12 protein-coding genes are annotated in these 14,372 nt (G+C 37.2%); 1 reads left to right on the top strand and 11 read right to left on the bottom strand.

What is annotated here, in order from left to right:
- Window positions 1-2 precede the first annotated feature (2 nt).
- The 6 genes from amrS to add form a co-directional block, all read right to left on the bottom strand.
- The gene (gene amrS / locus GTK47_RS13120; protein WP_165123834.1) at window positions 3-1,421 is read right to left on the bottom strand and encodes an AmmeMemoRadiSam system radical SAM enzyme; all 1,419 of its coding nucleotides are present in this window, start codon (window positions 1,419-1,421) and stop codon (window positions 3-5) included.
- Window positions 1,422-1,424: 3 nt separating this feature from the next.
- The gene (locus GTK47_RS13115; protein ID WP_165123831.1) at window positions 1,425-3,674 is read right to left on the bottom strand and encodes a penicillin acylase family protein; all 2,250 of its coding nucleotides are present in this window, start codon (window positions 3,672-3,674) and stop codon (window positions 1,425-1,427) included.
- On the bottom strand, window positions 3,671-4,693 hold the full coding sequence (locus GTK47_RS13110) for an NAD-dependent epimerase/dehydratase family protein (RefSeq protein WP_241256026.1): 1,023 nt from the start codon (window positions 4,691-4,693) through the stop codon (window positions 3,671-3,673). Before GTK47_RS13110 ends, GTK47_RS13115 begins: the two co-directional genes overlap by 4 nt.
- 5 nt (window positions 4,694-4,698) lie before the next feature.
- Window positions 4,699-5,778, bottom strand: a complete 1,080-nt coding sequence (locus GTK47_RS13105; RefSeq protein ID WP_165123828.1) for an acyl-CoA reductase — start codon at window positions 5,776-5,778, stop codon at window positions 4,699-4,701.
- Window positions 5,775-6,815 (bottom strand): hypothetical protein, encoded by a 1,041-nt coding sequence (locus GTK47_RS13100; protein ID WP_165123825.1) that lies wholly within the window; start codon window positions 6,813-6,815, stop codon window positions 5,775-5,777. Before GTK47_RS13100 ends, GTK47_RS13105 begins: the two co-directional genes overlap by 4 nt.
- A gap of 242 nt (window positions 6,816-7,057) precedes the next feature.
- Window positions 7,058-8,053 carry an adenosine deaminase gene (gene add / locus GTK47_RS13095; RefSeq protein ID WP_165123823.1) on the bottom strand — a complete coding sequence of 332 codons (996 nt, stop codon included), beginning with the start codon at window positions 8,051-8,053 and terminating at the stop codon, window positions 7,058-7,060.
- Window positions 8,054-8,189: 136 nt separating this feature from the next.
- Between add and GTK47_RS13090 the strand changes: the two genes are divergently transcribed.
- Entirely contained in the window at window positions 8,190-8,870 is a 681-nt protein-coding gene (locus GTK47_RS13090) for a cyclic nucleotide-binding domain-containing protein (RefSeq protein WP_165123820.1), read from the top strand.
- 5 nt (window positions 8,871-8,875) lie between these two features.
- Here GTK47_RS13090 and GTK47_RS13085 read toward each other — a convergent pair whose 3' ends face one another.
- Genes GTK47_RS13085 through GTK47_RS13065 form a run of 5 tightly spaced genes read right to left on the bottom strand, consistent with a single transcriptional unit; the run spans window position 8,876 to window position 14,319 of the window.
- Window positions 8,876-9,409 (bottom strand): fimbrial protein, encoded by a 534-nt coding sequence (locus tag GTK47_RS13085; protein ID WP_165123816.1) that lies wholly within the window; start codon window positions 9,407-9,409, stop codon window positions 8,876-8,878.
- Between the two features lie 9 nt (window positions 9,410-9,418).
- The gene (locus GTK47_RS13080) at window positions 9,419-9,976 is read right to left on the bottom strand and encodes a fimbrial protein (protein ID WP_165123813.1); all 558 of its coding nucleotides are present in this window, start codon (window positions 9,974-9,976) and stop codon (window positions 9,419-9,421) included.
- Between the two features lie 16 nt (window positions 9,977-9,992).
- Window positions 9,993-11,021, bottom strand: a complete 1,029-nt coding sequence (locus GTK47_RS13075; RefSeq protein ID WP_165123810.1) for a fimbrial protein — start codon at window positions 11,019-11,021, stop codon at window positions 9,993-9,995.
- Window positions 11,022-11,038: 17 nt separating this feature from the next.
- A complete protein-coding gene (locus GTK47_RS13070) occupies window positions 11,039-13,621 on the bottom strand; it encodes a fimbria/pilus outer membrane usher protein (RefSeq protein ID WP_165123807.1) in 2,583 nt (860 codons plus the stop codon).
- 20 nt (window positions 13,622-13,641) lie between these two features.
- Window positions 13,642-14,319 (bottom strand): molecular chaperone, encoded by a 678-nt coding sequence (locus GTK47_RS13065; RefSeq protein WP_165123804.1) that lies wholly within the window; start codon window positions 14,317-14,319, stop codon window positions 13,642-13,644.
- Window positions 14,320-14,372 lie beyond the last annotated feature (53 nt).

Genomic DNA, 14,372 nt, shown 5'->3' with positions numbered 1-14,372 from the left:
TTTTAGCGTCCTTTTAGTGGAATAAGAGTGATCGGCACATTTTCGCTGCCAAGATGTGTTTTTTCGGCTTCAGTAACAGGGAAATGAGCACGATCGTAAACCTCAAACAGTTGGCAAGGTTCATTTTGGTGATGATAAAGGCGTATCCCCTCTGCTTTAGGACTACTTTTCGACAACATAAAGCGATGACAACTGTTGGTGCTAATTGGACCAACCGGCTCTCCTTGTCGAGTGATAAATTGATAATAGATTGGCGAGTCATTTTTTTGTTCAATATGACATGCCTGAACAGGACCACGGAAAGGATGTGTAATACAAATAAAATTATCAGGAATACGCTCTGATAATTTGTCGGTGTTAGATTCAGCCCAAGGTAAAATAATAGAAGGCTGGAAATGACAATGAGGACATTGCCCATTCTCTAAGTGAGATTGTGCAATTAATCCACTGCGTTTCACTAATAAGGTGTGACACTCTGGGCAATAAGAGTTTGCGCTATCTGTATCAAACACATTCCCCACATAAACATAGCGCATACCTTCATTTAAGGCTTGTTGTCGAGCTTGTTCAAGAAAAGGAATCGAGGTACGTTCAACGTGGCGATATTGGTAATCAGGATGGAAACGAACATAGTGCAATGGAATATCTGCATCAAGATACTTAAGCATCCAATCTGTGACTTTCTTCGCTTCTTCCAGAGAGTCATTACGCCCTGTCACACATAAGTTAGAGACTTCAAGGTGCGGACTATTTGTGGATTTACGCGCATCATAAACTTGTTTAATACCGTCAAGAACAGGCTGTAATCGCCCTCCTGTATGTTTACGATAAAAGCTATCTTGCATTGATTTTAATGAAATACTAAAGATATCCATTACACCTAGTAATTCATCAATGGCTTTTTCGCTGATATAAAAAGCACTTTTATAGAGATTTTTTAAGCCATGTTCACGGGCGAGTTTCGCCGTATCCATAACAAACTCATGCCAAACAATCGGATCGTTATAAGTCCACGACAAAACACGAATATTATGTTTTAACGCATAATTGACCACATCCTCAGGACTGTAATACGCCACATTACTATCTTGCACATAACGCGCTTGGCTGGTACTCCAGTTTTGGCAAAAATCACAACGTAACATACAGCCAATATTACCTAACGATAAAATACGTTCACCGGGTGCATAATGATAAACAGCTTCGGTTTCTATCGACTCTTGTGTCATGGGTACAGATTTACCGTAGTTTAGCGTCACTAAACTGCCATTTTCATTGCGTCTTAACTTGCAAGTGCCTGTACGACCTAAGTTTATTTTACATGCTCGCGGGCAAAGCTCACATTGAATACGATCATTTGAAATAGGATGCCATAAGCGTGCAGGATGCCCTGTTTGTTGCCATTGCTTCATTCTTGCCATGAGTTATTCCTTTTTATCATTACAATGATGGTTATTTTCACAAAGAGGCAAAACGGTTTTTTGTCTGGCTCCTGTTTGCCAACATTCCAATACATGACGCAATTTCCAGTAAAAAGGATTTCCTTTTGCTGGAGTGTTGATTAAATAGTGGAATTCGCCTTGTGGGGTTAAATGGGCGATCAATTTAAAACCGGGGCCAAAGGTGTAAGGCTTGGTTTTAATGGTGTCGTTATTCCCTATCTGGGATTGCGTTAAGAAATCAGCATTCTGCCTTGTGGCGTGAATGGTTTCGCGATTACCGCCTTGATAAAGGTAACGACCAGTTAATAGACGATTAAGCCACAATGGTTTTTTGATACTATGCTGAAATTCAACGTAAGGACGTTCCATTTTCTGACTGGCAATTAATGCACTGGCATAGGTTTCACGAATTAAGGTAGAAAGCGCATCTTGTTCAAACTGCCAATCTTGAAGATGGTGTTGCAGAATATTGAGAATACTCCAACGACAACTTGGCCAGAAATCCGTATACAGTGCGCGTGATCCTCTTTTTAGCACCTTCCCTAACACTTTATCTGTAAGATGTTGTATCCATACATCAAAAAGTCGTGATGCATTGAGTTGCTGAGTATCGCAATCCCATTGAGAAAGGATTTTATCTTCAGGTATATAAGGCAATAAAAAAGCGAGTGCTTTTTGGGCAAATAGATCTTTTTTATCATCTTGTATCTGACGAAACGACTCAAATGTATGTTTTTGAGTTTGTTGAATAAGCTGCTCAATACGTAAAGCCCGTGTCGGTGGATGCCAACGATTAGACAGTGCAGGCTTTCCATTAAAGAGAGACGTACTATATTGATTGGCGTAAAGGACATACCCGCGTTCAGGATTGTGTTCGGCGGGCAAATCATCGAAAGGAACATAGCCTTGCCACTGATGCAATGGTTCCGTCAAACTGAGCACTAAACTGCCTAATTCGCTATGGCGCTTAGGAATATATCCCATACTTTGTAAGCCAATATCACCGTGGATATCCGCGTATCCCACCATCATAGGGGAGCTTTTCACATGTCTTAAAGCTTCTCTAAATGATGTCCAGTTATGGCATTTTGCAAGCTGATAAAAAGTAATATCGCCACTTGGATTATCTAATGCAGGCCAGCGTAAAAATAAACCATAGCCCGCTTTTTCAGACATTAATCGACCTTGTGAATAATCATAAGTCACAAAAGTATGCTGACGCTTTGAGGTTAAGCCAATGGTGTGAGTTCTTTTTGTTAATGGCTCCCATCCTTGCGTGGTTTCGACCTTCTCATTTTCTAAATCAATGCGTCCCCAAAATAAATCTTGGTTATCCGCCATAATGCCGACCATTCCCCAAGCCGCATGGGTATTGCGTCCCACAATAATGCCCGGCGAGCCGGGAAAATGTGAACCCATCACACTTAAGCCTTCTTCGCTCTCTAAACGGCATAACAGATTAAAATTTGGGTTAACATGCCCCATATGAGGATCGGCAGCTAACATCGGTTTGCCAGATGCGGTAAGCGAGCCATTGACAGCAATCACGTTAGAGCCAGTATCTGGCGATGCTAAACCTAAATGTTGTAAGCCTTTTAATCCTTCTTTAAACGCGGTAATCACTTCAGGATAATATTCCCCGCTCTCATTTAAAGGTAATGGCGGAATTTGATCGCCTTCAAGGCTAAAGGTAGATAAAAGTTGCTGATGTTGAGATGGCGTTAACCTATTGGCTAAGCGAGTATTAAATAACTCATATTGCCAAGCTGAGTTAATAAAATATTTCAGTTGCCCTAACAGATAACTGTCAGTTGTGGTAAATAATTCAGGCTTGTAACGCAGTAATAAACACTCTATTGGTCGAATTTTTAGATCTTTTATGGCTTGGTTAATGCCTGCGATATACGCGGTAATATGTTGAAATTGAGTTGCCTGCCAACTATCAGAGGGAGCATTTTTATCGTCAAGCTCAGCCTTTTTGGCGAGTTCAACCAATCCTAATCGGCGTTGGAAAATATCTGTTCTAAGTGCACCGTTTCCCATCACTTCACTTAAGCGACCGCTGGCGACTCGACGTGATAAATCAAGTTGCCATAACCGTAAATAGGCTGCGCCATAACCTTGTCCATAAAAAACTGCATTATCCGTATCACCTTTGATGCTTAGCAATTGCTCTGTTTCTAGTGACAACGTCACGTTACCCCATTGTGAAGTGAGTGTCCTTGGCTTCATTTGGACTCCTTATTCATCAATGTGTATTGATTAGCAATGCGTTGAGCATAATCCTTAAAGTCATTTAATGGCTCACCTGCTCTCCACCCTAATAGTTGTTCTGCTTTAGAAGATGAATAGGTATAAGTGCTTCCATCCATAATACGTAATGCTTCACAGGAAAGTGGCATGGAGAAACCAAGCAAGGCGAACTTATCCATCAACCATGCTAAAGGTCGTAAACTACTGCGATTTTTTATAGGCAATGGCGCGGTTTCTTGTATTTCGCTAAGTAGTGTGAAAATTTCAGGCATAGAGAAAACATCACCAGTAAACAGAACCGTTTCTTGGGATTTATCTAAGGCAAGTAAGCGCAATAATCCATCACATAATTTTTCGACATGGCAGAGTTGAAAAGTACTGTTTGTACTGACTTGAAACGGAATTTTTTTATTGAAAAAAGCAGATAACGTCTGTGCTAAAACACTATTGTCACCTTGACCAAATACACCACCACAAATTGCGATTTTAATCGGCATTCCTTGTTGCTGGTGGCGTTCAACTAATACATGGGCAATTTGCTTTGTTTCTTCATAATAACTACGAAAATAGCCATTATGGCGATGAGTTTCATCAAGCAATACGCCTTGCGTTTCGCCTAATGCCGCTGTAGTACTGGTATATAAAATCTGAGAAATTTGCGCTCTTTTGGCTTCATTAAGCAAATTCAATGTGCCAGTGACATTGGTTTGATACATCTTTTGGTGTTCAGAACGACTAGGTGCAATGCCTACTCGATAATCAGCAGCTAAATGAATAATAATATCTTGCCCAATAAGTGCTTCGCGATATGTATCAGGTTGAAGCAAATCCCCTTTTATCACGTTTATATCTGCTGGTAACACAGGGCGATTAGGATGAGTTTTATTAGTGTCACGACACAATATCGTTAATTCATCCCCAAGCTCTGCAAGCTTAGGTAATAAATAAGAGCCTATAAATCCATTTGCACCAGTGATAAATATTTTCCGTTTATTCAATGTGATTACCCTTCCTGATTAATAAAAAACACCAGTGTGGCTAACATAAAAAAGCCATCATGTGTTGCGGTCATCGGGCGAGAATGCATCGAGCCAATTGGACAATAGCGAGTGAAACTATATTGTTGTGGTGAAATTGACGACAATGAACCGTGATAACCCAATGTTTGTAAGCGTGCAAACCACTGTTTTTGAGCTAACTGCAAATGATGCGCTATGGGACCTACAATCAATTGAAAACCAAGATCCAGCCAATATTGAGGTGCAAATTGAGTGTGGTAAGTGATCCCCCAGCCTGAATTTGCATCATAAAGTGTGGGTTTTTCATTATTGAGTAAGTCACGAGACAATGAATATTCGTGTACTTGTGCCATTTGTTGAAGTTTTATTGTTTCTGGCAATGGGGATAATGAAGGTAATGCAATAGAAAGTTGCTGATAAAGTTGTTGAGCGCAGTTTTCATTCTCTAATAAGATAAAACGTGGTGAACTACAAACTTGCTGTCTAAACAAACAGACGTCTTTTAAAATAAGGGAAATATCAGGTAATGAATGACCTAAAATAGCCATTGCACTTATTTTTGGCCCTAACTCAATTAATTTAATCGGTGCTGGTACTACGTTGCGATAATGCTGAATAAGCGCATCACCACCCGCCAATAAAATCGCTTCAATCCCGTTAAGAACAAGCTCATCATTTTGATTTTCACTCGACCAATCAAGAATTTCACACTCGTTTTCATTTAAACCTAAATAAGCACGTAATAGATAAAGCCATTGCGTGGATAATCGCGCTTTTATTCGGATAGGACTACCAATTAAATAGCCCGCAAGTAGTGCTTCTAATGTACCTAGGGGATCTTTTTCTGAGACCACGATTAATAGTTTATTTGGTGCTCGCCAGCATTTATTCCCCAGTTCATTAGCTACTTTTTGCTCTAATATGTCGCTATAAGCCCACTGAGTTAAACGATTAAGGCAGAATGCTTGCGTCAAGGGATCATCAGAGAATAGCCAATTCTCATTAAGGCAGTGTATTAAACACTGCTTAATGTTTGCTAAACGAACGTGTATCGCTTCTGTCATCTTACTTGTGCAGCACAAGTGCCCTCTGGTGAAGTCGCTCTACCGATATAGTGAATATAGGGTAATGGATGGCCACAAGCACATTGTGTTCCCCATAAGCCTAAGTCTTGAGTTAATAGGCGCTGAGAAGCTAATGAATCAAAAAAAGGGTTTTCAAGTTGGATAAAGCCGGTCTTTCCTTCTGGTGCTCGATCACCTGTTTCATCAATAATGGCAAAACGAGAGTAAGCAGGAATGTGAAAATGCCCTTCATTGCAACTAATGTAGTGTAAAGGATGTTCTGTCATGCCATAAATATCACGAATATCAACATTGGGAGCATGTAAGGTTTCTTTCAATCCTTGAATAATATCTGGGCGTTCAAGCTGTTTTGTCATTCCTTTCCATCCACCGCCTGTTAGCCCTTTAATTGGCGATAATAGAGTAAATGCATCAGGGCGACTTAAGCATAAATGTTCAAAGAAAAGAGTTAGCCCAAGAATATAGATAGGTGCAGGATCATTCGCCCAACGTTGCAATGTTGACCATGCTAGTTTTGTATCAAACTGACCGTGTTCTGATACAGTAAAAACCAACTCTTTAATGGGAGCACATTGGGTAAATTTTAAAAAAGCAGTCGCAAAACCAGCATGATCGCCAGATTGAGGATCGGGAGACAACATTAGAAAATGAGCGGGAGTGGTTGATATTAAACCGTTGTGATAGAAAATTTGCGTCATTGCAGTTTCAATGCGCTTTAGGCTGACATCATCAAAGAAAACTTGTGTCTTTCCTTGTTGCCCCGTTCCCGAACTGTTTAGCCAAATACCATTACGATGTGTGGGAGTGGCTAAATCCATAGTTTTAAATAAATTAACTGGAATAATCGGTTGAGGCATTTTTTGCCATAATGATTGATAGGTAGCATTATTTTGGCAATGCCAGTTATCAGCTTCATTCATAGATGCGGTAAAAAGTGCATCATCAAAACTATCAACAGCATAAGGTTGAGCGAGATTAACTAAATTATCCATCGGATGATGCTGTTCTTCTGACATGTTGTATCCTTACATTGATAAGGGTCATATCAACATAGTCATCAATTACTCTTACTTATTGAATGTAATTATTCTTAAAACAGGAAGGATGTGATTAGATTTCACCATTCTTATGTCTTATATCACATTGTTTTATCTAGATTGAATAATCGCAATCTGACAAATGGGTGTTTCTGCTTAAAAGTAAAGAAAACACCTTAAAAATAAAGATGTCCTCTTTGATGATTATTATGTGTAATTCACTATTTTGCGTGAACGTAGCAGAGCTTATCCATTAGTTTTTTACGAATGTCATTTGCAATAAAACTGGCATTAAGAGCATCGATATTGCATTGCTGAAAATCTTTTTCGCTCCAACCAAAAATATCATGTAATAACTGATACTCTTTATTTAACGAAGTATTGGCAACTGTTCGTGCATCAGTATTAATATTTAATTTAATGCCCTGCTTTTTTAGCTGATTAACGGGGTGTTGGTCTATTTGCTCATAGATATTGCAGATAATATTACAACTTGGGCAAACCTCTAATAATATATTTTGAGATTTAAGCCTGTTAATGACCTCATTATCTTCAATACTTCTAACACCATGACCAATTCGAGTAACATGCAGTTTATCCAATGTTTCAGTAACGCTTTCAGCGCCTTTTGCTTCCCCTGCATGAGCAATTAAATTCCCTCCTGATTTTTTAACATAATCAAAAGCAGCAATATGATTATCTAAAGAAAAACGCGCTTCATCAGCCGCTAAATCAAGTGCGACAACACCTTTATTCAGATATTCGACAACTAATTTGGCGGTTTGTAGACTCTCTAACGCACTAAAATGACGCAATGTGCATAAGATCAATCCTGCTTTAATATCATATTTTTGAGATGCTTCATTCATTGCTGAAGTAACAACCTCAACAACGTCTTTATCTGTTAAACCCTGTTTTGTGTGTAATAACGGGGCAAATCGGATTTCAGCATAAATAACATTGTCTGCTTTCAACTGATAAAATAGATCGTCAACGGCTAATGTAATTGCTGATTTAGTCTGCAAAATATCAATTTGTGGCGTGACTTTACTTAAAAAATCGCCCAAATTAAAACAGGGTTTATGAGCAACAAATTGCTGATTAAACTTATCAAAGCTTATTGTTGGATCTAGCTGTTTAATATAAAAATAGCTTAAACAGGTATCTAAATGCACATGAAGCTCGACTTTAGGTAATAAGCTGGGATTGAATGTCATTAATATAGTCTCTAAATATTAGGAATATCATGATAGTAATAACCTCCACCAGCCTAAAAAAGGACATATGTCCTTTTTTGAAAAGTATGCTATTTTCGATAATAAATTGAAGCTTAATTGCGAAAGGAAAATAAAAGTGAAAATAATTAATGATGAAAAAAAACGTAACGCTTTTATTTTAATGCATCAACTTGATACTTATTTATCTGATGTATTGTTGTCTTCTATGCGATTAATGGAAGTGAAAACGGGAGAATATTTAATAACGCAAAATAGCCAAGCAACACATTTATACTGTCTAGTGGAAGGAAAATTACAGATTGAACGCTATGAAATAAACGGTGAGCATGTAGTTTTTTCTTTTGAACAAGCTTTCTGTGTTATTGGTGATTTAGAACTGATTTCAGCTAAAAATGAAATGGTGTTTAGCACCGTACAAGCCTTAGTTCCTTCCTATTTGTTAGCGTTACCTCTTTCTATTGTCAGACAAAAAGCATTACAAGATGCTAATTTTCTCACCTTTATTTGCCAGCAATTAAGCCAAAAACTTTATCAAACGTCATTAAAACACGCTCAATCACCCTATTCTTCGGAATTTAAATTACGTCGATATTTATTTTTTAAAGCACAACAAGAAGGACTCTCTTTTCAATTAGAAAAAAGAGATCCGTTAGCGGCAATGCTTGGGATCTCAACCAGACAATTAAACCGCGCTTTAGCACATTTAGTCAGTGTTAAGGCGATTAAATTAAAGAATAAATCGATAACGGTGTTGGACTGTGAATGGCTGTCTCAACTTAATGGCTTAGCTCAATAAACGCTTTATTGATAAACAATTTCAAGATCTAACGTGGCATTTGCTGTTCCCGGGAAAACGTCCTTCTCCATTTGCTTGTAATAACCTCTAAAATTCAAAGTGACTTCACCCTCATTTTTTGACGCACTAACCACAGTATTACGTTTATTTAATTCTAATGTCGTCCAATTACTGCCATTAACGCTGTACTGTGTTTCAACTCCGACACCTTTGGCAGTATCAGATGAGGTATTCAATGCAAGTACGGTGCTATTTTCTGAAAATGCAGTGCCTTTGGGCATTAAAATAACGGGCAAACCTTCAGGACAATCTAAGGTTATATTCCAATCTATTTTTTCGCTCGTTGAATGAATTTGTCCACCAAAGCCATTTTCACTAAGAGATATATGCCCAAGGTTAACGTCTTTAATTTTAGATGACTCTAATATGCAGGTACTTGCTTGTATTTTCCCTTTAATATCAAATAAAGTGTCATAGCTTATGGCTTGTGACGAAAATAATAAAAAGAAAGAAACGGTTGTTAATTGCGCTAATTTCATTGTCATCCCTTAATTATTTTGTACAACAAAGGTAATGGAAGCATTGGCTTTACCGGGTGTCGCTCTATTTTCTAGTTGTTTATAGCGAGCTCTTAATTTCAATTTGTTAATGCCATTGGCAACTTCTTTTGAACTTAATAACACACTTATTTCATTGGCATTTTTTGCTTCCCAACGATTACGCTCTGGTGAATAAGATTCAATTTGGATTGCCATACCCGATGCTTGATTGGCAATCTCATCAAGCTTAAATAAATTCTTATCAGATGCGGGTATACCCTGTAATGAACCGACAACTTGACTACTTTGCATTTTACAATTAAAGGTTAATTCAAATTCAACCCAATCAGTTGTGCTGCCAGCAGGAAAATTACTGCCGTTGCCACTTAATAACCAAGTTCCTAATTCAATATTTAAGTCACTGGTTTGAATACTACAGGCTGCAGCTTTAATTGAGCCTGTATAATTAACTCTGACGTTATCATTAGCAAAAACAGAATAAGATAAAAATGGTAGTACGCATAAAATAGAGCGAGCAATAAACTTCTTTGCGAACGTATATTTCATAATAGTTTCCTCTAGATTAACGGTAAACCAATGTGACAGTGACCTTGGCATTGCCATCTGAGGCTTTTACATTGTCAGATAATTTTACGTACTTAAAATCAAAATTTTTATTTATCACTTCTTTCTTATTAGTTGTTTTAGCAAAAGAATATTGATAATTACCCGGTGTTTTTCTATCGCCACCTAACTTTAATGCTTCAGAACTTCCTGATTCAAACATTTGCACACCAAAACCGGGATTGTCGCTTTGATTTTCTAAATAGATAATATCTGAGCCAATATTATTCGGGTTGTTATTATCAGCAATAGTGTAATCAACAATCATGTTTTCAGGGCATTCGACAGTCATAGATTGTTGCGCATAACCAAAGTTATCGCCAATGCCTAACTTACGAACCGCAACAAGCTCATGGGTGCCTAAATCAACAGTTTCACGCTTGGTTTTTACTTCACAACTGGTTGATTTCCAAGTAACGACTGCGGAACTTCTTAAAATAAGACCAATACCTGAAGTTAAAGAAGTATTAACTCGTTTACATTGTAGTAAAAGCGAATCAAAATTCATTCTATTTGAATTAGTTTTCTTTATTTCACCTGAAACCGTTTTCACAAAAGCCATTTTTACATCAAGAAAGAGTTTATTAGTATTATCCTGTGTTTCATGTAATTCTTCGGTGGAAGTAATGGGATACCATTGTGATGTGCCTTTTTGACGATATCCCATGACATATCCAATACCCTCAATACTTGTTTTAAAAACGGGATAGGATTGTGAATCTGCACGTATAGGTGAAATACCCGTGGAGCTATCTTTGATACTCGTTGTGTAATTAAATTTTCCTGGTGTATAGGCTTCACATAAATCTTCATCAGATTCTGCGTTAAATATTTTCCATCCCTTACCTAACAATGATCCAGAAGATAACTTTTGTGTGGCTTCATCAATAATAAAATCATCAAGTAAAAGGAAAAAACTACCAGAACTTAATGCTTGGGATGAAAACAGCGTTAAACTTGTGGCTAAAATAAATTGTTTGATATTCATGACGAAGATCCTTTTAATTAACGACAATCAACAGTTAAGGTTGGCAAATGCTGTTTTAAGTGCTCTGCCGTTAAATGATAATCTGCAATACATTGATCTTGAGCGTTTTTACCCCATGATACGGATATACTTCCTTTTTCAGGCATTCCGCTGAGATAAATATCGCCATTTTCATCTGCAATCCCAGAACTTACTTCAATTTCATTTACTTGCGATTGTTGTGCAAATGCACCAAATGGAACTGGCTTACCTTGATTAATCACAGTAAATAAAATGCGATAACCTACATGTGTTTGGTAATCAGCAAGCATTGCTGCACCCTTTGTTGGAATAAGTGTCACAGTATTGTTTTTTAGCTCTACGTTATCAGGTAATGTGCTGATATCTAGCGTAATTTCATTTTTATCATAGGCATTTAGATAAGGCACAATCGCATAGCCTCGCCAATCCGTTGAAACACCTGTACGGTTTTGAACATTGACATTTTTAGCATCAGGCGCTCTTACAATTGCGAATGAATCATAAATAGGTTGTGACAATGTCACGCCATAAGGATGTGCAACCACTGCACCAGTTAAGCCATAATTGGCGCGTTGTGAATGTTTGTCATAACCATATCCCACATTAGCCACGCCATAGCTACCACGATAAGAACCTGAAGCATTACCGCTGGCATTGTTTTCTTTATTGCCATAAGACTGCTGAACAGAATAATTTAAATTATTGTTCTCAAGTAAGCTGCCGCTAATCCCTGCCATCATATCGGTGTTACCGCTATTATCTGTTGTCATGCTGCTATTTAATGACGTGTAATTTCCAGTCATATTATCCAGAGGTATAGAAACAGAGAACGCAAAGCGATTATCTGACTTACGCTGATTAGGTGTACTTGAATAGCTATAATTTAAATTATAAGAAACGCCACCCATATTATTGCTATAACCAGAGCTTATTGAGCGCTCCTTTCCTGAACGATCCCAGTAATCTTGTTGATAAGTAGAAAGATAAAGGCTGCCATAATCATTTAAAGATTGGCTCAGTGTTATCTGAAAGCGATTCTTTTTCTTATCGTGATACATTTCATCACCAGAACGATTATTTGCTTCAGTAAAGCTGTAATAATCTTCGGTGGAATAACGGTAATTAGCTAATGTGACAGACGTTCCTGTTGTCATCATATTTTTAGAATATTGGAAACGGTAAGACTGCCCACTATTACTGTTTTCTTTACCGACTAAATTTTGAGTATTCGCATGTGTAATATCTGTCGAAAACGCCCCTAAATAACCTAAATTAACACCAACACCCGCAACATAAGATTGATAATCTTTTGAAAGTAATACACCGGTATAACCTGTCATGCCTTTAGGTAAGCCATAAATAGCAGTACCTTGCACAAATTCTGGCTCATTCGCATCAGAGTTAGACTTAAATTGTCCCCCTGTTAGTGAGTATTTTAACTGCCCTTCACGTTGCATAATGGCAATAGATGAAAAAGGCACGATAAAAGAGCGTTCAGTACCATCGGCTTCTTTAATTAATACTGTTAAATCACCGCTAGTGCCTGTTGAATAGATATCATCAATTTCAAAAGCACCCGGTGCGACATACGCTTGATAAATCACATAGTTATTTTGCTTAATGGTGACTTCAGCATTGCTTTGTGCAATACCACGGATCACAGGGGCAAAACCTCGCATTGAGCTTGGTAACATTGCTTCATCACTTTGTAATTGAACACCACGAAACTGGAAGCTATCAAATACATCACTTGGTGTAGAGGTATCACCAATAATTAACTGTGATTTTAAGCTATTAATTCCTCGCTCTAAGCTGGTTTCAATGCTTTTCCATTCTCTACCTGCGGAACTGTCGCTGAAAGTTGAATAATTCTTTAAACGCCAAGGCCCTACATTTGCACTGCTACGAAAGTTAACATAATGATTATTGGTATCTTGTTCTCCAGTACGACTCCAGTTATTTGAACCGCTATAGTAGTAATTTAAAACTAATGCTGGTAATCCATTTTCCCATTTGCTACTTGGAATAGTCCCAGGTGCTATTTTTTCCATTGCAATCTGTGGAATAGAAATATTTAATTTTTGTTGATTAAGTTCTAATACAACTTTCGCATCATTAATATAATGACTAATATCAGTTATTTCTTGGGTTGGTGGCAATGTTTCTAATGTAGAAATGGAATCTACTTTTACACCCCAATCTCCTAAATCTTTTTTTGTTAATATAGGCATTAATAGCCCTGTTGTTTCATCATTAATAAATGAAATGTTTTGTGAATCAACAATAGTATTATTAATCACAACATCAACATGATACTTTCCCGCTAATTGCCCACCGGGTTTGGAAAATTGTTGAAGACTTTCTATATCTGCAATATTTTGACCATCAATAACACTTAATGAGTTTGGGCTAAAATAATCATTTGCAATTGAATAATTTGCGGTTGTTCCAATAATAATGATAGTCGCAATAGCTTGTGAAATTTTTTTTAATTGAAATGTAAATAATCCATTATGCGATGATACAATGTATTTATTACAACTGTTTTGTGATTTTTTATGATTTGTAATAAGGCGCATAATAAATAATCTTCCAATTATTATTTCAATGGTTGTGTTTTCTTATCAGTGATTGAACCGTGATCGTTAACCGCACTCCAAGTCACTTGATTAGCTTGAATACCTGAGATATTCCAAGAAGCCTCACCCATCGGTGGTACCATTCCTGGATTATCTAACTCTTTATTACCTACAATTAATTGACCGAATGAAACATAGTAAGGTGTTGAGTTTTTTGCTTTTAAGTGATTACCTTGTTTTTCAAAAGTTAGTTTTTCATAAGCAGATGCTGCATCTGACTTTGATAAATTTTCAGGTCTGTAAATAAGTTTTATTTTATTATTAATAGAAATCGTAAGGTTATTTACGGCATTAGGATCTGTTGGTGGAATAGATTTTACATTTAACCAATAAACAGATTCTTTATTTGTTGGTAGTCTTGGATCGGTTAATACAATACGTACAGCATTTGCTGACTCTGCTTCAATTCTAAATAATGGCGGTGTAACTGAAAATGGCGGTTTAGTTAAATCATTATTATCAAAACTTTCAACCCATGATTGAACTAAATAAGGTGTTTTTTCATTATTTCTTACAGAAATTGTAGCCTCTTTTTTGTCACCCTCATAAATCACACGAGTTCCACCTAATACAACACTCGCATTTGCGTTAATAGCAACCACACTTAAAAGTGATAAGGCAATAATTGTTTTTTTCATAATATTTCCTTTGGAAAAAAAGAGGGAACCTACGTTCCCCTTTGACGTAAATA

The sequence above is a fragment of the Proteus sp. ZN5 genome (assembly GCF_011046025.1).
Lineage (GTDB): Bacteria > Pseudomonadota > Gammaproteobacteria > Enterobacterales > Enterobacteriaceae > Proteus.
This window is presented reverse-complemented; position numbering and strand designations above follow the sequence as displayed.

What these genes read in the sequence shown, in the direction of transcription:
- GTK47_RS13080 (WP_165123813.1), bottom strand. Translation starts at nt 9,976, where the DNA reads ATGAAATATACGTTCGCAAAGAAGTTTATTGCTCGCTCTATTTTATGC.
- GTK47_RS13075 (WP_165123810.1), bottom strand. Translation starts at nt 11,021, where the DNA reads ATGAATATCAAACAATTTATTTTAGCCACAAGTTTAACGCTGTTTTCA.
- GTK47_RS13115 (WP_165123831.1), bottom strand. Translation starts at nt 3,674, where the DNA reads ATGAAGCCAAGGACACTCACTTCACAATGGGGTAACGTGACGTTGTCA.
- GTK47_RS13085 (WP_165123816.1), bottom strand. Translation starts at nt 9,409, where the DNA reads ATGAAATTAGCGCAATTAACAACCGTTTCTTTCTTTTTATTATTTTCG.
- add (WP_165123823.1), bottom strand. Translation starts at nt 8,053, where the DNA reads ATGACATTCAATCCCAGCTTATTACCTAAAGTCGAGCTTCATGTGCAT.
- GTK47_RS13100 (WP_165123825.1), bottom strand. Translation starts at nt 6,815, where the DNA reads ATGTCAGAAGAACAGCATCATCCGATGGATAATTTAGTTAATCTCGCT.
- amrS (WP_165123834.1), bottom strand. Translation starts at nt 1,421, where the DNA reads ATGGCAAGAATGAAGCAATGGCAACAAACAGGGCATCCTGCACGCTTA.
- GTK47_RS13070 (WP_165123807.1), bottom strand. Translation starts at nt 13,621, where the DNA reads ATGCGCCTTATTACAAATCATAAAAAATCACAAAACAGTTGTAATAAA.
- GTK47_RS13105 (WP_165123828.1), bottom strand. Translation starts at nt 5,778, where the DNA reads ATGACAGAAGCGATACACGTTCGTTTAGCAAACATTAAGCAGTGTTTA.
- GTK47_RS13065 (WP_165123804.1), bottom strand. Translation starts at nt 14,319, where the DNA reads ATGAAAAAAACAATTATTGCCTTATCACTTTTAAGTGTGGTTGCTATT.